This is a genomic window from Micromonospora humida (assembly GCF_016901255.1).
In the GTDB taxonomy this organism is placed as follows: domain Bacteria; phylum Actinomycetota; class Actinomycetes; order Mycobacteriales; family Micromonosporaceae; genus Micromonospora; species Micromonospora wenchangensis.
The window spans coordinates 20,999-40,798 of sequence record NZ_JAFEUC010000013.1 but is presented as its reverse complement, the minus strand read 5'-3'; the positions used below and the strand labels follow the sequence as shown (position 1 = coordinate 40,798).

21 protein-coding genes are annotated in these 19,800 nt (G+C 72.0%); 18 read left to right on the top strand and 3 right to left on the bottom strand.

What is annotated here, in order from left to right:
* Positions 1-357: 357 nt before the first annotated feature.
* The 5 genes from JQX11_RS23770 (at position 358) to JQX11_RS23750 (ending at position 6,607) form a co-directional block, all read left to right on the top strand.
* Positions 358-1,179, top strand: a complete 822-nt coding sequence (locus JQX11_RS23770) for a hypothetical protein (RefSeq protein WP_204927182.1) — start codon at positions 358-360, stop codon at positions 1,177-1,179.
* 285 nt (positions 1,180-1,464) lie between these two features.
* Entirely contained in the window at positions 1,465-1,899 is a 435-nt protein-coding gene (locus tag JQX11_RS23765; RefSeq protein WP_204927181.1) for a pilin, read from the top strand.
* A gap of 20 nt (positions 1,900-1,919) precedes the next feature.
* A complete protein-coding gene (locus JQX11_RS23760) occupies positions 1,920-3,821 on the top strand; it encodes a TrbL/VirB6 family protein (RefSeq protein WP_232378464.1) in 1,902 nt (633 codons plus the stop codon).
* 75 nt (positions 3,822-3,896) lie between these two features.
* Positions 3,897-4,823: a PrgI family protein gene (locus JQX11_RS23755; RefSeq protein WP_204927180.1), complete on the top strand. Its 927-nt coding sequence runs from the start codon at positions 3,897-3,899 to the stop codon at positions 4,821-4,823.
* On the top strand, positions 4,820-6,607 hold the full coding sequence (locus JQX11_RS23750; protein ID WP_204927179.1) for a VirB4 family type IV secretion system protein: 1,788 nt from the start codon (positions 4,820-4,822) through the stop codon (positions 6,605-6,607). The genes JQX11_RS23755 and JQX11_RS23750 overlap by 4 nt, the downstream gene beginning before the upstream one ends.
* A 169-nt stretch (positions 6,608-6,776) precedes the next feature.
* Here the strand turns inward: JQX11_RS23750 and JQX11_RS23745 are convergent, their stop codons facing one another.
* A complete protein-coding gene (locus JQX11_RS23745) occupies positions 6,777-7,481 on the bottom strand; it encodes a cation efflux transmembrane domain-containing protein (protein WP_204927178.1) in 705 nt (234 codons plus the stop codon).
* Positions 7,481-7,810, bottom strand: a complete 330-nt coding sequence (locus JQX11_RS23740) for an ArsR/SmtB family transcription factor (protein WP_204927177.1) — start codon at positions 7,808-7,810, stop codon at positions 7,481-7,483. The genes JQX11_RS23745 and JQX11_RS23740 overlap by 1 nt, the downstream gene beginning before the upstream one ends.
* A gap of 181 nt (positions 7,811-7,991) precedes the next feature.
* Here JQX11_RS23740 and JQX11_RS23735 point away from each other — a divergent pair, with 181 nt between their 5' ends.
* From JQX11_RS23735 to JQX11_RS23675, 13 genes are all read left to right on the top strand, one after another.
* Positions 7,992-9,239, top strand: coding sequence for a hypothetical protein (locus tag JQX11_RS23735; protein WP_204927176.1), 1,248 nt, complete (start codon positions 7,992-7,994; stop codon positions 9,237-9,239).
* The gene (locus JQX11_RS23730; RefSeq protein WP_204927175.1) at positions 9,236-10,828 is read left to right on the top strand and encodes a type IV secretory system conjugative DNA transfer family protein; all 1,593 of its coding nucleotides are present in this window, start codon (positions 9,236-9,238) and stop codon (positions 10,826-10,828) included. Before JQX11_RS23735 ends, JQX11_RS23730 begins: the two co-directional genes overlap by 4 nt.
* Positions 10,829-10,890: 62 nt before the next feature.
* Positions 10,891-11,694, top strand: a complete 804-nt coding sequence (locus JQX11_RS23725) for a replication-relaxation family protein (RefSeq protein WP_204927174.1) — start codon at positions 10,891-10,893, stop codon at positions 11,692-11,694.
* Between the two features lie 2 nt (positions 11,695-11,696).
* Positions 11,697-12,362, top strand: coding sequence for a M23 family metallopeptidase (locus JQX11_RS23720; RefSeq protein WP_307826326.1), 666 nt, complete (start codon positions 11,697-11,699; stop codon positions 12,360-12,362).
* Between the two features lie 407 nt (positions 12,363-12,769).
* Positions 12,770-14,044 carry a hypothetical protein gene (locus JQX11_RS23715; protein ID WP_204927172.1) on the top strand — a complete coding sequence of 425 codons (1,275 nt, stop codon included), beginning with the start codon at positions 12,770-12,772 and terminating at the stop codon, positions 14,042-14,044.
* Positions 14,045-14,127: 83 nt separating this feature from the next.
* A complete protein-coding gene (locus tag JQX11_RS23710; protein ID WP_232378463.1) occupies positions 14,128-14,760 on the top strand; it encodes a hypothetical protein in 633 nt (210 codons plus the stop codon).
* Positions 14,757-15,314: a hypothetical protein gene (locus tag JQX11_RS32700; RefSeq protein WP_307826325.1), complete on the top strand. Its 558-nt coding sequence runs from the start codon at positions 14,757-14,759 to the stop codon at positions 15,312-15,314. Before JQX11_RS23710 ends, JQX11_RS32700 begins: the two co-directional genes overlap by 4 nt.
* A 170-nt stretch (positions 15,315-15,484) precedes the next feature.
* On the top strand, positions 15,485-16,471 hold the full coding sequence (locus JQX11_RS23700; RefSeq protein WP_204927171.1) for a DUF932 domain-containing protein: 987 nt from the start codon (positions 15,485-15,487) through the stop codon (positions 16,469-16,471).
* 121 nt (positions 16,472-16,592) lie between these two features.
* Positions 16,593-17,111 carry a hypothetical protein gene (locus tag JQX11_RS23695; protein ID WP_307826324.1) on the top strand — a complete coding sequence of 173 codons (519 nt, stop codon included), beginning with the start codon at positions 16,593-16,595 and terminating at the stop codon, positions 17,109-17,111.
* A gap of 98 nt (positions 17,112-17,209) precedes the next feature.
* Positions 17,210-17,629, top strand: a complete 420-nt coding sequence (locus JQX11_RS23690) for a hypothetical protein (protein WP_204927170.1) — start codon at positions 17,210-17,212, stop codon at positions 17,627-17,629.
* A 143-nt stretch (positions 17,630-17,772) separates the two neighbouring features.
* Positions 17,773-18,294 (top strand): hypothetical protein, encoded by a 522-nt coding sequence (locus JQX11_RS23685; protein WP_232378462.1) that lies wholly within the window; start codon positions 17,773-17,775, stop codon positions 18,292-18,294.
* Positions 18,291-18,686, top strand: coding sequence for a hypothetical protein (locus tag JQX11_RS23680; protein ID WP_204927168.1), 396 nt, complete (start codon positions 18,291-18,293; stop codon positions 18,684-18,686). Before JQX11_RS23685 ends, JQX11_RS23680 begins: the two co-directional genes overlap by 4 nt.
* Positions 18,687-18,867: 181 nt before the next feature.
* On the top strand, positions 18,868-19,524 hold the full coding sequence (locus JQX11_RS23675; protein ID WP_204927167.1) for a hypothetical protein: 657 nt from the start codon (positions 18,868-18,870) through the stop codon (positions 19,522-19,524).
* A 72-nt stretch (positions 19,525-19,596) separates the two neighbouring features.
* Here JQX11_RS23675 and JQX11_RS23670 read toward each other — a convergent pair whose 3' ends face one another.
* Positions 19,597-19,743 (bottom strand): hypothetical protein, encoded by a 147-nt coding sequence (locus JQX11_RS23670; RefSeq protein ID WP_204927344.1) that lies wholly within the window; start codon positions 19,741-19,743, stop codon positions 19,597-19,599.
* Positions 19,744-19,800: the final 57 nt, after the last annotated feature.

Genomic DNA, 19,800 nt, shown 5'->3' with positions numbered 1-19,800 from the left:
ACCTAATGACCGAGCGCACCAAGCGTCCGCAGGCTGGCTAGGGATCTGAGCGGGTGTACGGGATCGCCGCAGGCTGCCGGCGTGCGTTCAGCCGTGGTGCCTCCATGTGATGGAGGCGGGCACTACGGCCCATAAACGGCCTGGCCACGCATTGCACACCGTGGAGCGCGACGCCCTCCGGTTCATGCCGCAGTGCGTTGACGAGTGACGGCGAGGTTCGGCTTGAACACGCGTCGAGACGCCTAGAACAAGATCAGCAGTGTTCATGATCTGTGCAAAGGCCCTGGTGGCGTGGTGGCACAGCGCCGATCGGCACTTCCGCCGACCGGCACATGGTCACCACGAGGGAGCACCATCATGGACCGTCGTATCCCCGCCACCGGCCCGGCTGCCGGGCGACGTGGCGAGACGCTGCTCAACGACATCGAGTACCGGTTCCGGCTGATGGGGCAGGGGCCGAGTCCGCTGTCGGTCGATGGACGTAGCCTCGGCCTGGACCTGCCCGGCCGGACCATCGCCCTGCCGGAGCTGTCGGCGATCCTGATGCACCCGTCCTGCGGCTACGCTGCCCGGGACGCCGTGTGGCGGCTGCTGGTGCAGCACGCCCGTACCGGAGACCCGTCGTGGCGTGCCGGTGCGGTGGGCGTCGCGCTGCCGGGCCTGCGGTTCAAGGCGTACCTGCTGGCCAAACTGTTCACCGGTGATGTTCAGGCCGCCATCGTCGAGCACTTCCTTCGCGCGCTCGGCACGGTCGACCTGGACAGGCCGGGCGTGGTCGGCAACCTGTTGTCGGCGGCGTTCTCCAAGGCCCGCACCGAGCTACGTGGTCTGGAGCCGGCCTTGTCCGGGACTCCTAGCCATGCCCCGGGGGCGGTGTCGTCGCCGGCCGCGTACGGGCATCCGGATGTCGTTCTGGCTCGCGCGGTTGCCGCCGAGGTGATCAGCACCGAAGATGCCGAACTGATCGGTGCGACGTACCTGGAGGACGTCAGCCTCACCGCCTACGCCGAGCGCACCGGTGAGTCCCGCTGGAACCTTTACAAGCGCCGGTCTGCTGCCGTCGCCCGGCTCAGGGCCGCGATCGAATCCGGGACGTTGTCTGATGCGTACGCCGAGGTGATCACCGAGGCCACCTCGTCGGTGGCTCTCGACGCGCCGACGGCCCGTAAGCGCCCGTAAGTACCCACCTTGAGCTGCGGGTTTCCAATCCGGGGCTCGGATGTGTAATCCCCTAGTGCGGGACACTTCCGCGTAGGTGACCTTGTTTCCGACCGGACCGCTGACGGCGCTGACACCCGTACGGTCCCCGGCCCACCCGTCGCTTCTGGTGAGGAGGACGGCCGCGCCGGTCGGCACCACAGGTCACCGATGAGCGCACCACCCGGTCCCGCGTCTTCGCCAAGCCCACTCGCGCCTACGCCCCGATGAGGGCTGCCCAGGCGTGCGCTCCGGAGGTGCCTAACCATGGAAAGTGCCCGTTTCCCGTGCCCCGAGGCGGCGACCCGTCGCCTCGGGGCCGGCACGCACGGCCGATCGATCGTCTGCCGCCCCCGTCCCCGTCCTCTGACGGTGGGTGCGCTGATGCTGTGCGTGGCCGCCGCAGTGACGGTGGCTCTGACCTTCACTCCTCACGCGGCGTATGCGGCGCAGCCCGGTCCGGTGCTGGCCGTCGAGTCGATTCAGCAGGTCGCCAACAACATCCGTGTCTGGCTCGTCGGGATCCTGGTCTCCGTCGCCACCCTGTTCCTCACCGTCGGCGGTCTGCGCTACCTGGCCGCGAACGGTGATCCCGGCGAGATCGAGAAGGCGAAGCTGGCGATGCGGTCCGCCGCGATCGGTTACGGCCTCGCGCTGTTGGCACCGCTGTTCGTGACCATCGTTGGTAGGTGGGTGGCCTGATGGCTACCGTCACCGATCCCTTGCGCCGCACGAGGCATCCGGCGGTGGTGGTGCTGCTCGGCGTGGTGATCCTCGCCGGCTTGGCCGTCGCCGGGGCCGGGCCGGCACACGCCGAGCCGACCCCACCTCCGGCCGTGCCTGCCGCACCAGCGACGACAGAGGTGCCTGATCCCGGCGTCCGTCCGCCGGGAGCGGCACCCGTCCCGTCCGCGACGCCGGCACCCACGCCCAGCCCGGCCCTCGGGCGGCCGTCGTACGACGACGATCCGGCGTGGTACGACATCGGAGGCCAGGTCCGCACCGCAGTGGTGGACCTGGTGGTGTGGGCCGCGGAGCAGGCCCTCCAGCCGGTGCTGGATGCGCTGGGCAACTCATGGCTGTCCACCCCGGACCTCACCGGCAACGAGCACGTCAAGGCGTTCTGGAGGACCAGCCTCATCGCCGCCAACGGTGTCTTCGTCCTGTTCATCGTGGCCAACGGGTTCCTGGTCACGACCCGGGAAACCCTGCAGACGCGGCATGGCCTCAAGCAGGTTTTACCCCGCATCGCCGTCGGCGCGGTGCTGGCCAACAGCAGTCTGATCATCGGCCAGAAGGCCATCGAGGCGATCAACGCGCTGACCGTGGCCCTCGCGGGCAACAGCGTCGACGGCCCGGCTGCCGCGACCGCGATCCGGCAGATCACCGACGACGCGCTACGGGGCCAGGGGTTCCTGATGGTGTTGCTGGTCATCGCGGTGGTCGTGATGTGCCTCCTGCTGGAGTTCACCTTCGTGCTCAGGCTGGCCGCGCTGGTCATCCTGCTCGGTATCGCCCCGGCCGCGCTGATCTGCCACGCCAGCCCGCTGACCGAGGGCCTGGCCCAGCTGTGGTGGCGCGCGTTCCTGGCCTGCCTCGGCCTGCAGCTCGCCCAGGCCGTCGTCGTGATGGCCACCGTCGAGGTGTTTCTCACCCCCGCCGGCCCGACCGTGCTGGGCGTCCCTTCCACCGGCAACGGGCTCCTCGGTGTCGTGGTCTGCCTGACTATGTTGTGGCTGCTGATCAAGCTGCCGGGCTGGATGCGGCAGTTCGTTCTCGGTCCGCTCGGACAGAGCAACGGCCGGGGGCTGCTCGGGCAGATCGTCCGCGCCTTCGTGATGACCAAGACGTTGGGTGCGGCGGCCGGCATCCTGGGACGGACGGCACCATCGTCCCCGACCGCCGGACGGACGCTTCCCCGTCCGCCCGGGAGCCGTCCACCACCCGGGGGCTCTCGCCCATCCCGTCCGCCGCGCCCATCCCGTCCGGGGCTGACTCCGCGCCCGCCGTCCCCGGCAGGGCCGGTCGCCTTCAGCCATGCCCCGGTCACGCACACGCCGCTGCCCGCACCGGCCGGGACGGCTGCCCTCACCTTCAGCCACCCGGCGGACCCGTCCACCCCAACAGCCGCGCCGTCCGGCGTTGTCCCGCCGGTGCGGTTCTCCCACCCGGCATCGCCCCAGTCGAGTCCGCCGTCCCCGGCCCTCCCACCGGCCCGAGTCGCGTTCAGCGACGCCACGACCACCACCGCGCGGACAGCAGCCAACAGCCCGGCACCGGTGGTGACGTTCTCGTCAGCACCCACGCCGCAGACCGCGCCGCGCCGGCCACCCGGCCCCGTCACACCGGTGTTCTCCGCCCCAGCGGCCGACGGCCCACGAGCCTCGACCCCTCGGACACGGCCCACGGCGGCACGGCGTGTCACCCCGAGCGGCTCGGCCGCCGCCAGTCCGGCCGCCCCGTCCACCGCCCGGCGAGCCTCGTCCGCCTCGCCGAACCGACCCCGGCGACCAGCCTCGTCCGCACCACCGTCCCCGGACGGGGGCGGCGCGGCGGTCCCTGCCCCGTCACGACCGTCCCCGGCGGGCGGTGCGACAGCGGCGGGTGCGGGTGCCCGTCCGTAGCGAGTCGTCCCCGCCGCCGGCCCGTCCGTCCGTCCCGGCGCGACGCCGGTCCTCTTCCCCGAGGAGTGATCAGTGATGAGTCGCCGCGACGACGAGGCGCCGTTGCGGGCTCGGGTGCCCGCAGACATCGACCGGCCGGACCGGATCGCGTTCGGCCTGTCCGGACGGCAGTTGGTGATCCTGGCGGTCACGGGCCTGCTGCTCTACGCGGTGTGGACGGCGGTGGCCACGGTGGTCCATCCGCTGGTGTTCCTCGTCGGGGCGGTGCCTGTCGCCGCTGCGGCGTTCCTCCTCGCGGTCGGCCGCCGGGACGGTGTCAGTCTCGACGCCTGGGTCCTCGCCGCGCTGCGGCACCGTCACGGCCCACGTCGCCTCGTGCCGGCCGACAGGCCGATCATTCCCGCCCCGGCGTGGGTGAGCACGACCGGTGGCCCGGGTGACCGGATTCCGCTGCCCGCGCCGCTGCGCCTGCCCGCGAGGGGCATCACCGGTGACGGGTTGATCGATCTCGGGGCGGACGGCACCACTGGCTTGGTGGCCGCGTCGACGGTGGCGTTCGGGCTGCGTACCCCCGCCGAGCAGAACGGCCTGGTGGCCGGGTTCGCCCGGTGGCTGCACAGCCTCGACAGCCCGGTGCAGATCGGTGTCCGGGCGCAGCGGGTCGACCTGACCTACCTCGCCGACCGGTTCCTCACCGCTGCCCCGGGGCTGCCGCATCCCGCGTTGGAGGAGGCCGCCCGCGCGCACGTGGCGTTCCTCGCCGACCTGGCCGGGCAGCGGGAGTTGCTGCACCGGCAGATCACCGTGGCGGTGCGCAGCCGGCGAGGCGCGCACTACGCCGCGCACAAGGCGGCCGAGACGGTCCGCGCGTTGGGCGGCTGTGAGGTTCCCGCCCTGGTGCTCGACGGGCGGGACGCCGTGGCGCGGCTCGCGACCAGCCTCGACCCCACCGCCCCGACCCGCATCCCCTACGCCCCATCTGACGGAGGTGACGACCGGTGAGCCTGTTCTCCGCGCTGCTGCCGGCGCGGCGGCGTGCCACGCCCGCGTCGGCTACGGTCCTGCCCGGCTCGCCGGACGCTGTCGATGTCGACGGACGCCACGTCCGGGTGGGGGACGGTTACCTGGCGACCCTCGCCGTGGTCGGCTACCCGGCCGAGGTCGGTCCCGGCTGGGCTGAACCGCTGCTGTCCTATCCGGGCCTGGTCGACGTCACCTTCCATATCGAGCCCGTCCCGCCGGTGGTGGCCTCCGAACGGCTGCGTAAGCAGCGGGGCCGGTTCGAGTCCTCCCGCCGCCAGGATGCCGCCAAGGGGCGACTCGACGATCCCGAACTCGATGCCGCCGCGGCTGACGCCGCCGAGTTGGCTACCCGGGTCGCCCGAGGGGAGGCCCGCCTGTTCCGTCTCGGCCTGTACCTGACCGTCCACGGCACCAGCCCGGACGATCTCGCCGACCGGGTGGCGGAGGTGCGGTCCCTGGCCTCATCGCTGCTGCTGCACACCGCGCCGGTCACGTGGCGTCAGTTGCAGGGCTGGATCAGCGGCCTACCCCTCGCCTACGACGCGCTCGGGTTGAAGCGGGTCTTCGACACCGATGCCCTCGCCGCCGCGTTTCCGTTCACCAGCCCCGACCTCCCCGACACCGCAGGGGACACCGGCATGGGGGTGCTGTTCGGGTTGAACCTGCACTCGGCCGGGGTGGTCGTGTGGGACCGGTGGGCGCAGTCCAACTACAACGCCGTCATCCTGGCCCGCTCCGGGGAAGGCAAGTCCTACCTGGCCAAGCTCGACCTGCTGCGCAATCTGTGCCTCGGGGTGGAGGCGTTCGTCATCGACCCCGAGGACGAGTACCTACGGCTGGCCGATGCGGTCGGCGGGACGGTCGTCCGCCTCGGCGCGGCCGGCATGAGGATCAACCCTCTGGACCTGCCGGCCGGTGACGACGACGCCCTGCACGATCGGGCACGGTTCCTGCAGACCCTTGTCGCGGTCATGGCCAGCGGCGACACCGCCGTTGACGCGCCGTTGCCCGGCGACGAGGCCCGTGCCCTCGACGTGGCGGTGCTGGCGGCCTATCGGGCCAAGGGCATCACCACCGATCCGCAGACCTGGAGACGTCCCGCACCGCTGCTGCGGGAGGTGATGGCAGCCCTGGACGACACCGATGAGGCGGGCCGGCGGGTCGCCGCCCGCCTGCACCCGTACGTGATGGGCAGCATGAAGGGACTGTTCGACGGACCGACCACCACCACCCCCGAGGGGCACCTGGTGGTGTTCGCCCTTAAGGACCTGCCCGAGCAGCTCCATCCGGTCGGCACGCTGCTGACCCTGGACACGATCTGGCGCACCGTACGGGGGGCCACCTCTCGTGGCGGTCGCCCGGACGTGCTGCGGATGGTGCTGGTCGACGAGGCGTGGAAGCTGTTGTCCGGCGGCCGTGGCGGCCGTTTCCTGCAGACCCTGGCCAAGTCCGCCCGTAAGTACGGCACCGGCTTGACCGTCGTCACCCAGGACGCCGCCGACGTGCTCGCCACCACCACCGGCCGGGCTGTCGTCTCCAACGCCGCCACGCAGATCCTGCTGCGGCAGGCGCCGCAGGCCATCGACGCGGTGACCGAGGCGTTCGGGCTTACCGACGGCGAGCGGGCGTTCCTGCTGTCCTGCCAGCGGGGGGATGCGCTCCTGTCGGCCGGGTCGGCGCGGGTGGCGTTCCACAGCCACGCCTCGGCCACCGAACACGAGCTGATCGTCACAGGCTTCGAGTTGAAGGAATCTGATCGGTGATCCTGACCGAGCTCTGGGGGCCTCTGCTGGGGTTCCGGAGGGGATTCGAGAGTTTAGAGAACATCGGATTGTGTGGTCCTGCGTGTCGACATATTCGAGGTGCCTTGACCCTCCTCGGCGCCTGGAGGGCTTTTGTCGAGGTCAGGGGTTCTGGTCTGCCGGCGGTTGGTCAGGTGGTCTGGTTCGCGGGGGTGCAGCACCGGTCGGTGCAGGCCGAGGCTTCGTCGGTGGGTGCCGGGGCGCAGCAGGTTTCTCCGCGCCAGGCGTCTCGGCCTTCTTTGAGGGCGACGGCGGCGATGACCAGGGCGGCGATCGGGTCGGCCCAGTTCCAGCCCAGGACGCTGTTGAGTCCGAGGCCGACGAGTAGGACGGCGGATAGGTAGGTGCACAGCAGTGTCTGTTTGGAGTCGGCGACGGCGGTGCGGGAGCCGAGCTCGCGGCCGGCCCGTCTTTGTGCATAGGACAGGCCGGGCATGAACGCGAGGGAGAGTGCGGCGAGCATGAGGCCGATGGTGGAGTGCGCTGCCTCGCTGCCGCCGAGTAGCGCGCGGGCGGATTCGACGGAGATGTAGGCGGCGAGCGCGAAGAAGGAGATCGCGATGATCCGCAGGGCGGTTTTCTCCCGGGCTTCGGGGTCGTGGCCGGCGAACTGCCAGGCGACCGCCGCAGCGGAGGAGACCTCGATGATCGAGTCCAAGCCGAACCCGATCAGCGCGGTGGAGTCCGCGGCGGCACCGGCGCTGATGGCGACGACGGCCTCGATCAGGTTGTAGCCGATGGTGGCGGCGACCAACAGCCGAATTCGGCGGGCCAGGACGGTGCGACGCGCCGGGTTTGGCCTTGCGGGCGTGACGGGCAGCAGCGGAAGGCTCATCAGCAGCAGTCCTTGTCAGCGGCATCGGGGCAGACTGCGGGGTCGACGGCGAGGACGAGGCCGAGTAGGTCGTCGAGGGCGTGGCGGATGCGGGTATCGGCGAGTTCGTAGCGGGAGCGGCGACCTTCGGGGACGGCAACCACCAGACCGCAGCCGCGCAGGCAGGCCAGATGGTTGGACAGGTTCTGCCGGGTCACCCCAAGCAGATCGGCCAGGTCAGCCGGGTAGCCAGGCGCGTCGCGCAGGGCGAGTAGCAGTCGGGCCCGGGTCGCGTCCGACAACGCGTGGCCGAAGCGTGCGAGGGCTCGGCCGGGGGTTACGGTCTCCACACCCTCAACAGTACATCAGGCAGTGTATTCAGCGGGTAGTGAACTGATTCTCGCGTGATCTCTGCCCCGTGCACGGATCCCGCTCGTCGTCGACCGGCAGGTGAGTTGTTCTCGAACGGAGGTGTCCATGGTTTCCGCCGTCATCTTGCGTGCGTCTGTGCCGGCTCCTTCCGGTGTGTGCGTGCCCGGCCGTGAGGGGGTGCCCGGGTCGTTCGTCGGTGAGCTGTGGTGTGGCTCCTGGGGCACCGATGCCGCCGACGCCGGATGGCACCTGGTGCGGGATCGGTGGCCGCTGCTGCTCACCGCCCTGACTGTGCTCGCCGCCGTGCGGGTGGGGTGGGCGGTGTGCCGGCGGCGGGTCTGGCGTCGGCATGCTGCGCGGGCACGGTGGTTGGAGATCACCCCGCCGGTGACCGCGACTCCGGCCGCGACGGTCGGCCTGTGGCGGCTGCTCGCCACCGTGTTACCCGCCCCGCGCCGGTGGGCGTGGCGGCCAGCCCGGATCGTCTGGGAGGTCGCCGCCGACCCGGACGGGCTGCGCTGCGGGCTGTGGCTCCCGCCGGGGGTCAACCCGACTGCGGTGGTGCGGCTGCTGCACCGAGGCTGGCCCGGCGTCCGCGCCGCCCAGTGCGCGCCTCCGGCGGTGCCGACGGTGGGGGCGGTGGTCGCGCTCGCGGTGCGGCCCACCCGACCGGAGTGGCTGCCGCTGGTTGACGACATCACCCCGGCGTCGCGGCGGGGGATGGAGGTCGCTGCCCCGGAGGACGATCGGCTGCGGGCCGTCTACGGCGGGTTGGTTTCCGCCGGGCGCACCGGCGGCGCGCTGCTGCAGGTCCACCTCGGTCGGGCACCGGCCCACCGGCTGCGGCAGCTCCGCCGGGCGATGACCCACCCGCACCGCGCCCGCCACCCCCGAGGGATCGCCCGCGCCGTCCTTCAGACGACGCTCGACCTGATCACCCCTGGTCCCGGCATCCGTCGGCACCCCACCGGTCGGCTGGACCCGTACGCGTTGGAGTTGGCGCGGCAGGTGCGGGTGAAGTTCACCGACGCGCCGCATCTGCTGGTGGCGGTGCAGACGGTCGCGGTCGGCCCGACCCGGGCTGCCGCGTCGGCTGCCGCCGCCGATGTCAGTTCCGGCTTCGGGCTGCTGTCGCCCCACTTCACCCGCCGGCGGCTCCGGCGCGGCACCCGTGCTCTGGCCGACCGGTGGGTGCCGGCGTCCCGGATGAGCCTGGCCGGCATCGGTGACGCCGCCGCGCTCGCCGGACTGCCCGCCGAACCCACCGCCTACAGCCTGCCCGGCGCGGCATCCCGCCGCCGGGCCGCCACCCGCGAGGTCTTCCGCACCACCGGCCAAGCCACGAATGGCACCCCACCGGCGGAGGCGGCCACCGCTGACGCACCCACCGTCTGGAGCAGCCCATGATTACAGACCCGGGGGTGACCCCGTCCGATCCCGGCCCGGCAGGCCGCCGGCTGCACCTGGTGCCGCGCGAGCAGCGGCACGGCCTGGGCGGCAAGGTCATCGGTGTCGCCAACGCCGGGCCCGCGATGCGGGTCGGGATCTCCCTGACCGACTGCCGCTACCACGTACACGCCCTCGGCCCGACCGGCACCGGCAAGACGACCCTGCTGATGCGGATGATCCTCGACGATGTCGACGCCGGGCGCGGCGTGGCCGCGTTCGACCCGGCCAAGGGCGACCTGATCCGTGACCTGCTCGCCCGGCTACCCGCGTCGTGTGGTGACCGCCTGGTGCTCATCGACCCCGCCGAGCGGGCTGCCCCGCCGGCGATCAACCTGCTGGACCCGAGCGTGCACGGCGGCAGCGCGCACGATGTGGCCGCGAACCTGACGGCGGTGATGGCGAAGGTGTGGTCGCGGTGGTGGGGGCACCGCACCGCCGACATCTGCTACCACGGCCTGCTCACCCTCGCCCACTTCGACGACGCCACCCTCGCCCACCTCCCCAGGCTGCTGTCGGACGCCTCGTGGCGGACCGACCGGGTGAACGCGGTGGTCAGCAGGTTGAACGCGTGGGAGGGCAACACCCTCGGCGAGTTCTGGGAGGGGTTCAACGATCTGCCCGCCGCGCAACGCTCGGGTCTCGTCGCTCCGCTGTTGTCCCGGCTGCGGCTGGTGATGGCGCACCCGATGGCGAACAGCCTGTTCGGCGTGCCGGCCACCACGTTCTCCTTCGCCGACATCCTCGACGGTGGTGTCCTACTGGCCCGGCTACCCAAGGGCATCCTCGGTGAGGACGGCACCCGCCTGGTCGGCTCCCTGCTCCTGGCCGGGCTGTGGCAGGCCACCACCGCCCGCGCCCGCATCCCCGAAGACGACCGCCCGGACGCGATGATCGTTCTCGACGAGTGCCACAACTTCCTGCACCTGCCCATCGGCATCGATGACGCCCTCGCCGAGGCCCGCGGCCTGCACACCTCGTTCGTCCTGGCCCACCAGTACCTCGGGCAGTTGTCGGCGGACATGGTGGCCGCGATCGACGCCAACGCCCGCAACAAGGTGTACTTCGCCCTGGCTCCCCGTGACGCCATCGACCAGGCCCGCCACCTGCGCCCGTACCTCGACGACGGGGACCTGATCCGCCTCGGTGGCTACGAGGTCGTCCTGCGGCCGGTCGCCGGCGGCCGGGTCCTTCCACCGGTCACCGCCGACACCGAGCCGCCACCACCGGCGCAACCCGGCCGCGCGCACGCGTTACGCCGTGCCGCCCGCGACCACACCGGCCTCACCGTCGCCGAGCGGCGGCGACTGCTCGGGGAAGCCGCCACCTCCTCCGCCCGCGTCGAGCCACCCGTGCCCGCCGACCCTGCCGTCACCGAGCTGGTCGGCCACAACACGTTCGTCGACCCCGAGTGGTCTAACGAGAGCTCCAACGAGCGACCAAACGAGTACTCCAACGACCGTGACCAGCCGGGTGAACACGCCCCCATGAACACGTCGTACGGGCACGTCGATGGCGGTGAGGAGGACTGGTGGACCGGAACCGACTGATAAGAGATATCCCTCCCACCCGTACGTCAGCCACCGGCAGCTTCCGCCTCACGGCGTCCGTCGTGGCCGCCGAACTCGGCCGGCTCACCCCCCGAGACCGGCTCCTGCTCGACCTGCTCGACCAGCACCGGACCTTCACCACCGACCAACTCGTCGACCTCGCGTTCGGCTCGGTCGGCCGAGCCCGCAACCGCCTCAACACCCTCCACGATCGAGACATCCTCGACCGGTTCCGCCACTACCAGCGGCCCGGCTCGCAAGCGTGGAGGTGGACCCTCGGCCCGGTCGGCGCGGCCCTGCTCGCCGCCGGACGAGACGCGCCGTTGCCCCGTCCCGCCGCCGTACGCGACGCCACCGCCCGACTCGCCATGTCCCCGACCCTGGCGCACCTGCTCACGGTGAACGGGTTCTTCGTCGCGCTCACCGCCCACGCCCGCGCACACCCCGGCACCCGGTTGGTGCGGTGGTGGAACGAAGCGCGCTGCCGTGAGGCGTGCGGCAACCTGGTCCGCCCGGACGGACACGGCGTGTGGACCGACCACGGCGCGGTGGTGCCGTTCTGGGCCGAGGTCGACCTCGGCACCGAAACCCTGAGCCGGGTCGTGGGCAAGCTGGGCGGCTACGCCGCACTGCCGCCCCGCCGCGCGTATCCGGTGCTGTTCTGGCTGCCCACCGCCGCCCGTGAGGCCAACCTGCACGCCCACCTGCGCCGGGTCGGCCTGCCCGACGGGGTGACCGTCGCCACCGCCACCGCCGACCCCCGGGGTCCGGCGGGGCCGGTCTGGCGGGTGGTGGGCCGCCGTGACCGGGTGAGCCTGGCCGAGCTGCCCGCCCCGATCACCGACGGCGTGCCGTGGGACGGGTAGCCGTGGGGGTCGCGGTGGGACTTGCCGGGGCGTTGCTGCTGGTCGCCGCCGCTACCGCCCGAGTCGTCTCGTCGGTGTTCGGCGGCGGGGGTGGGGGTGGTTGCGTCGGGGCGGTGTACCCGGACGCGTACGCCACACACGAGACGCGGGCGACAACAGCCGGTGCGACGTCGCCTGTCTGCGCGGAGGTGCCGGTTGGCGGGTGGATCCGTCCGGTGGTGGGGGAGGCAGGCTCCGGCTTCCGCACGGGCGACCGGCCCGGCCACGACGGGGTCGACATCATGGCGGCGAGAGGGACGGTTGTCCGGGCGGCGTCGGGCGGGATCGTCGTGCGGGTGCGCTGCAACGTCGGCGGTGACTCGTGGGAACCCGCCGGCGGGCCGATGCCGTGCGACAGCGACGGATACCCCGGCCTCGGTGGGTGCGGCTGGTATGCGGAAATCCGCCATCCGGGCGACGTGGTGACGCGTTACTGCCACCTGATCCGACAGCCGGCCGTGACGGTAGGCGAGCTGGTGACGGCGGGACAGCCGATCGGCTACGTCGGCAGCTCCGGAAACTCCTCCGGCCCGCACCTGCATTACGAGGCCCACGAAGGTTATCCCGCCACCGAGGACAATGCCGTTGACCCCATTCCGTTTATGCGACGCAAAGGGGTGTCCCTGTAAAGCGGTGAAGCGATTTTCCGCACCATGCGAAAGTGGCCACGACGGCCGCCGTTCGCCGCGCATTCCGGCCACGGGTACGGGGAGTGTCGGCGACAGTGGGGAGGCTGCCGACCCGCCCTGCCGACGTGTCGCCGCCGCCCCTGTGCAGCGGTAGGGGGCGGCGCGGCAGGGGGCGTGGCGGCGATGTGAGGACCGTCAAATGGCATTGCGGGACGTGGCGACGGATTCCCGCATGGAGCGCGACGCGAACCATTTAAAGAGTCTTGGTGGGTGGGGTTGACAACTATCGGGCGTCGAGCGTCCATGGACGTGGGCAACAAAAACCGCCCCAGCGAAACCGCAAAAGGATGCGCGCCGCGCATGCGGAATCGCTATTGTCGACCCCCTTTTTGTAGAGGTGTTCTGCCATGACCGCAAACATCAATCTCGCCCCCGGCACCCACGAGGCCCGGTCCGCCGTCGCCGAGGAGCTGCGTCGCCTTCCGGGCGTCACCGCCCGCAAGTTGGCCGGACAGGGGAACCTGCCGCTGTCGGTGGTGACCGAGGCGCTCGCGGCCATGGAGGCCGATGGCACCGCCGCCCGCACCTCTGACCCGGCCAAGGGCAACCGTAAGAGCGCTGACGTCTGGCACCTCACCCCCAACGCCCCGGCGGCCGACGACGCGTCGCCGGACACCGCACCCGAGCAGGACGCCCCGGACACGACGCCGGATGCCACCATCGAGCCCGCCGCCCTCACCGGCGACGCTGCGGCGGCCGATGACGCGACGTCCGACCCGGCCGACGCGCCGTCGCCCACCGGTGACGTCCCGGCGGCTGACGCGGTGACCACGCCCGACGCGGCTGTCACCGACGATGCCCCGACCGACGGCGATGCGCCGACGCCCACGAGCGACGCCCCGACGGCTGAGACGACGATGCCGGAGGCTCCGGTGTCCGGGGTGCCCGCCCCGGTGTCCGGCGTACCCGTGTCCGGGGCACCGGTCGGGGCGCAGCCCGACCTCAAAGTGCTGATCATGGCGGGGGTGCTCGGTGGGCACCCGGACGGCATCACGGCCGACGCGGCGATCAACGAGAGCGGCCTGTCGGTGGCGATGGGTGACACGATCCTCGCCGCGATGGAGGTTGCCGGGGCCGCCCGTCGCCTGCCGGTCACCGAGGACGGTGACGAACTGTGGGTGATCGGCGACGGTGACCTCGCCACGGTGGACCCGGCCAACGCCCCGACGCACTCCACCTGCCCGACGTGCGGGCACACCCGCAAGATTCGCCGCCCGTCCGCGCGGCGGGTAGCCGGCACCGGTCGTGGAACGGGTGAGGTCAACAGCGACGGGTCGGCCAAGCTGGGCAAGAACGAGTTGCGTAACCGGGTCGAGGCGTTCATGCGTGACCTCGGCCCCGGCCACGATGTCACCCCCGGCACCGTCGCCCGGGAGATCGGCGGACGTAGCCCCGGGGCGGTCCGCAACGGCATGGACAAGCTGACCGGGTTCGGGGTGCTGATCCTGACGCGGGAGGCCCCGGAAACCTACGCCCTCGCGGACAACCCGCCCGCCCCAACCGCCGAGGTTCGCGCATTCATGGCCGCGCCCCAGACCGACACCATCCCGCCCACCGGTGACGAAACCAGCGCCGACGAAGCCGGCACCGACGAGGCCGCCGCCGCGCCGGTGGCGGCCTGACCTACCGCCCCGCCGGGGCCGGGCACCACGCCCGGCCCCGGCACCCGTACGCCCACCCACCAGCGCCACGGAAGGAACAGACCATGACCACCCCCGACGACCACCCCCACGGCCCGGTGCACGCGCCGGGGTCGCTGCGCTGCCTCGAATGCGGGGAACCGGCCCGGACCGTGCCGCCGCGTGACTGGCCCCTCGACGGGTTCGCCTCACGCCCGGTCGCGTCGCACCACGACGGCACCCCGCTATGCCCGGTGCCCGGCCCGAACGGTTCGCGACCGGCGGACCCGATCGGCGTCCCGGCACGGCTGACCATGTGGCAGGCCGTCCGGCAATCGTGGCTCATCCATCCTGGTTGGACCGTCGCCGATCACCTCGGGTGGCTCGATGACGAGGGCTACGACACCGGCACCCTGGCCGGCGACCCGGCGGAGGTGGTCGGGCGGTGGCTGGCCGAGCACCGCCGTGCCGCCCCGGTGGCCTCACTCGCCGATGACCCTCGCGTCTATGTGGTTGCCGGGGGCGACATGGTGGCCGTGTTCGACTCGGCGGACGAGGCCGACATGATGGCCGTGACGATGACTGCCGCGCACCTCGAACCGGTGAGCCGGTGTCTGACCGAGGCGCAATGGGAACAGGCGCACGCCGTACTGCGGGCGCAGCTACCGCACGTCACCGTGACCGATGCCCGGCCCACCCGCGCGGCCGGTGCCCCGTGACCGACCCGGCCGCCGACCGGCCCGACATTCCGCCCTCGCTGGCCGCGCGTCCCCATGACGCGCGGCGCGGCCTGCCCATCCCGCCGGTCAACATCCACCCCGACTCGACGGGCGGCGGGTCACATGTGGACTTCGCCACGATCAACACCACCGTCTCGACCCGCCTCGCCGTCGAACGGAGGTGCTCACTGTGCGGTGAGCCCATGGGCTACTGGGTGGCGTTCCTCGGCGGCCCCCGGGCCGCTGAGCTGATGCGCTACGCGGACCCGCCGGGGCACCCCGAGTGCATGACCGCCGCCCTGTCACTCTGCCCGCACATCGCGCTCGGTCGGCACCGCCGCGCCCGAGCCGACCGGCCCGGAGCGGGCATCATCCCGCCGGGGTCGCACGGCGACAAACCCGACCGGTACCTGTTGGGCATCACCCGCACCTACCGAACCCGGTTCATCCCCGAACACGGGTTCGCCGTCTACCTACCGGCCCCGTTCAAAACCGTCCGCGCGTACCTGTACGGGCCGGACGGGCGGCTATGCCCGGCCACCGACACCCGGTAGGCCATGCCCGGCGGCGGGCGTCAGATTCGCCGCAGAAACCTCCATCGACTCGAACCGATCGCCTTGATCGACACGTGGAGGTAGGAAACATTGCTATTGACGGCGCGGCAGGGATCGCCACCCCGGCCCGCCGCCCACCGAACACCACACGACCGGGAAGGGGTGCCACCGTGGCACACGAACTGGAAACCCTCACCAACGGCCAGACGGCCTTCGTCTCCGCACGGCTGACCGCCTGGCACCAGCTCGGCACCGTCACCGACGCCTGCATGACCGCACAGGAGGTCATGAGCAAGGCGTGGCTCGGCGGCTGGGAGGTCCGCAAGATCGCCCTTCAGGGCATCGAGGTCACCGAGCGCGGGGTGACGAAGGTCGACTGCCCCGACAAGTACATGACCGTTCGCACCAACCCGGCCACCGGGCAGACCGAGTACCTCGGGGTGGTCGGCGAGGACTACTCGGTGGTGCAGAACGAGCAGGTCGCCGAGACGCTCAACCTCTTGGTCGACGCCTCCGGCGCGCACTTCGAGACTGCCGGCTCGATGCGGAAGGGCCGGTCGGTGTTCGTGACCATGAAGCTGCCGACGGCGATGCGTATTGCCGGGGTGGACGACATGGACCTGTACCTCGCGGCCACCACCTCCCACGACGGCACCGCCTCGTTGCGCCTCGACGCGACCCCGGTGCGGATCGTGTGCGCGAACACGCAGGCCCTCGCCTACCAGCGGTCGCGCAGCTCGTACACGTTCCGGCACACCTCGAACGTGACCAGCAAGATCGCCGAGGCGCGGCAGGCCCTCGGGCTGATGTGGACGGCGTTCGACGCGTTCGAGGCCGAAGCCGAGAAGATGATCAACGAGTCGTTGACCATGGGCGAGTTCGAGAAGATCGTCGCGCAGGTGTGGCCCCTCGCCGACGACGCCTCCGACACGGCGCGCAACAACGCGAAGCAGCGCACCGCGACGCTGCGCTACCTGATCCGCGACGCGGACACGCAGAAGGCGATCAAGGGCACCCGGTGGGCCGGCTACCAGGCCATCACCGAGTACGTGGACCACTTCGCCCCCGCCAAGTCAAACCTCGTCCGCGCGACGCGGGCGCTGACCGGTGCCGGAGCGGACCTCAAGGCCCGCGCGTTCGAGCTGTTGGCGGTCTGAGGTGGGCCGGCATTGGGGCCGGCGCGGGAACACCCCGCCCGGCTCCGGTACCGGCGCGCACCCCGCCGCCGACACCACCCCCACCCCGCCCGCCTCGACGCCCCCGCCACCGGAGCCTGCCGTGACGACGCTGCCGGCGTCGGAACACACCGCCGGGACCATGATCGCGCTGGCCAACCGGGTGTGCGCGAACTTCGCGGCGGCCGAGGTCGCCCGCGCGCTCGCCGAACACTCCACCAGCCAGGCCGAACACGCCACCCTCACCGCCCGCGCGGAGCACTGGGAAAGCCTCGTCAACGAGCAGTGGAACGCGCTGTGCGGGGCGATCTGGGCGACGGCACCCGGCGGCGCGCAGGTCGAGCGGTTCCTCCCGGTCCGGCCGTTGACCACCGGTCACGTCGAGCTGCGGGTCCACGACACCCACGCCCGCCGCCTCGTCGTCCTGCTCACCGGTGCGCAGGCCCTCGCCGTGGGCGCGCACCTGACCGCGTACGGAGCGGTCAGCCTCGACCGCAGCGGCCAGAAACTCGACCCCGGCCTGCCCCACGTGAAGGCCGCCCCGCCGTTCCCCACCGAGGGGGCCACCTGGCCACCGACCACCCCCGGCGGTGCCGACGGCCCACCGGCCGCCCAACCCTGACCGCCGCGACGGGTGCCGCGCGGCCCGGTCCCACCCCGGGCCGCGCGGCACCCCGAGAACGGCCATCCCACGAGCACGCACCCCTGAACGGAGTCCTGATGTACCGGTCCCTGGAGTACGGCGACACCGCCCGGGTGGTCAACCCGGCCGACCCGGTCGAGTACCGCCTCGGCACCGTCACCGATGTCCGCTATTCCACCCCGCACACCACCTACGCCCGCAGCTACACCCTTCGCTTTCCTACCGGTGACGAGCGCACCTACCCGGCGGAGAACGTCAGGCGGGCCACCCGCGAGGACGACCGCGCCGCGCTGGAGGCCGCCCTCACCTCCGCGTGCGTGGCAGTGCGCGAGGCCTGCCGTATCGCCCACGACTACGACGCCGACCTCAGCACCGGCACGGCGAGCCTGCTGCGACGCCTGGTCGACCTCGCAACCCTGCGCCTCGGCCTGACCCTCGGCCCGGCCCACCCCATCCCGCCGCAGCCCACCCGCAACCAGGACGGAGGCGACCAGTAATGCCACCCCACTCTCCGCAACCGGCGGGACCCGCCCGTCCTGCCGAGAGCGCAGGACTCGACGCGAGCCTGGCACCGGTCCCGGAGCCGTTCTACTGCCGCCGCTGCCGTCGCGCGCTCAACGTCCGCCTTAACAACCGGGGCGTGGTCGTCGAGTACCTGCACGCGGCCGAGCAGCGCGGGCAGCCCAGCGACCACCGCCCCGAGCCCGCACCCATCACCGAGATCCCCGATCCGATCATCGACTGCGACTTCTGCTCCGCACCGGAGGCCGCCTGGATCTACCGGTGCGCCAACCAGATCACCGACGCCCGTCGAGTCACCGCACAGGTCATCGCCGTAGGCGACTACCAGACTCGACACCACGCGGCACGGGTACGCCGCACCGACACCGAGCACGCCTTTACCCAGGCATGGGGCGAAGGCTGGTCGGCATGCGACGGATGCGCCGACCTCATCGAGGCCCGGGACCTGTACGGGCTGATCGGGCGGGTTGTCGAGGCCCTGCCCGCGAAGCTCACCCGAGGCAAACACCTCATGCGCACCCGGGGCCAACTCCACGAACGGTATGCCGACGTGTTCGACACCCTCGTCCCCGGCCGAGGACGGATCGCGCCTGGCTACCCGCTCGGCATCTGGACCCATCCAAAGGGGGAGGCACCATGACCACCGACACGGGGACGCCCGGGTGGCCCATCCTCACCCACGCGAAGGCCCGCCGCCAGGTCGGGCCGGTGTGCGGCGCAGAGCGCGTGCCGGTGGGCCGAATCACCGAGGACCCGCACCTGGTCACCTGCCCCGACTGCGAAGGGCTGGCCGACATCGACGCGCTCCCCGACGACGCCACCGCAGGCGACCCCCGTGTCATCGAGTTGCTGCGTGAGGCGAAGGGCGGCGCGTGCCGCAAGATCGACGGGGTTCTGGTGGACGCGACCACCGCCGCCGCGATCCTGACCGTGTACGACGCGCTCAAGCCCGCCACCCGCGCGAAACTGGCCGCGCTGCGCATCGACCGCATGGCGCAGGTGGCCTGGAAGGTGCTACGCCCACCCACGTGACCGGGTGGGAACGGTGACCGGCGGGCGGACCCGGAAGTGCGGGCACCGCCCGGCCGGCCACCTTGCCCGCTGCGGGGCAGGCGAACGCGGCTGCCCCACCGAGCCAGGACGTAACCGACCCTCCGGCCCGAGCCACCGCCACCTCGACCATGCGAGCGGCAGCCGCTGGCCGGAGAGGAAGATGAACGGCGTGGCACGACAGGTCATCGACGGACGGACCGCCCTCGACCGGGCCGGAGTCGCCGCGCACACCGGCGCGGCCTACTCCACCGTCATCCACTGGAACAGCCACCGCGCCCGCTTCGGCTTCCCCGAAGGCTTCCCGCACGACGGGCGGGAGTGGTTCTGGCTCGACGACATCGAGGCGTTCCACACCGCCCACCTGAGAGCGAAACGCGCCGAGCTGACGAAGGTCGACCGCCGCGGTGACCCGGAGGATCTCCTCGGCTCAGGAGCAGCGGCGAAGGTCCTCGGCTACGGCTCCTACCGCAACCTGCCCGACACCCTGCTCCACCAACCCGACCGGATCGAGACGCTGCCCGACGGACGGGCCCGCCGCCTGTGGTTCCGCCGCACCATATGGGCTATCGCCGACGCCCGCACCGGCCGGCAGTCCACCGGCCGACCCATCGGCGCGACCGGTGCCCGCCAGCCGCACCCGTACGCCGACGACCCGCGCCTCCAAGCCGCCGTCACGCTCCTCGCCGAGGCCGACGCCGCCGGGCAGGACCAGCGTGGGCTCGGCGTGATCCTTGCTCAACAACTCGGCATCACCCCGCGCACCGCGCAACGACTCCTCGCCGCTGCCGCCGACACGACCGGCGCTGCACCCGCGTAGGGGCCACGAGGACCCGCAGAACACGTCGCCCGTCCGCCATCGCGGACCGGGCGACCTGTTCCGTATGCCGACTCAGTCCTCGTCGTCGTCCGCGACGGTCCGAGGCGTCGGCGCCTCGATCAGGTAGCGCAGCGCGCCGTTGACGTCGGTGTCTCGACGTGCGGCAGTACGCGCCAACACGTCGTACACGTCAGCGTCGACCTCAACGGTGCGGCGCATGGGTAGATGGTCGGTCATCTCTGGTGCCTCCTGACGGTGTTCGGCATGGTGCCCAAC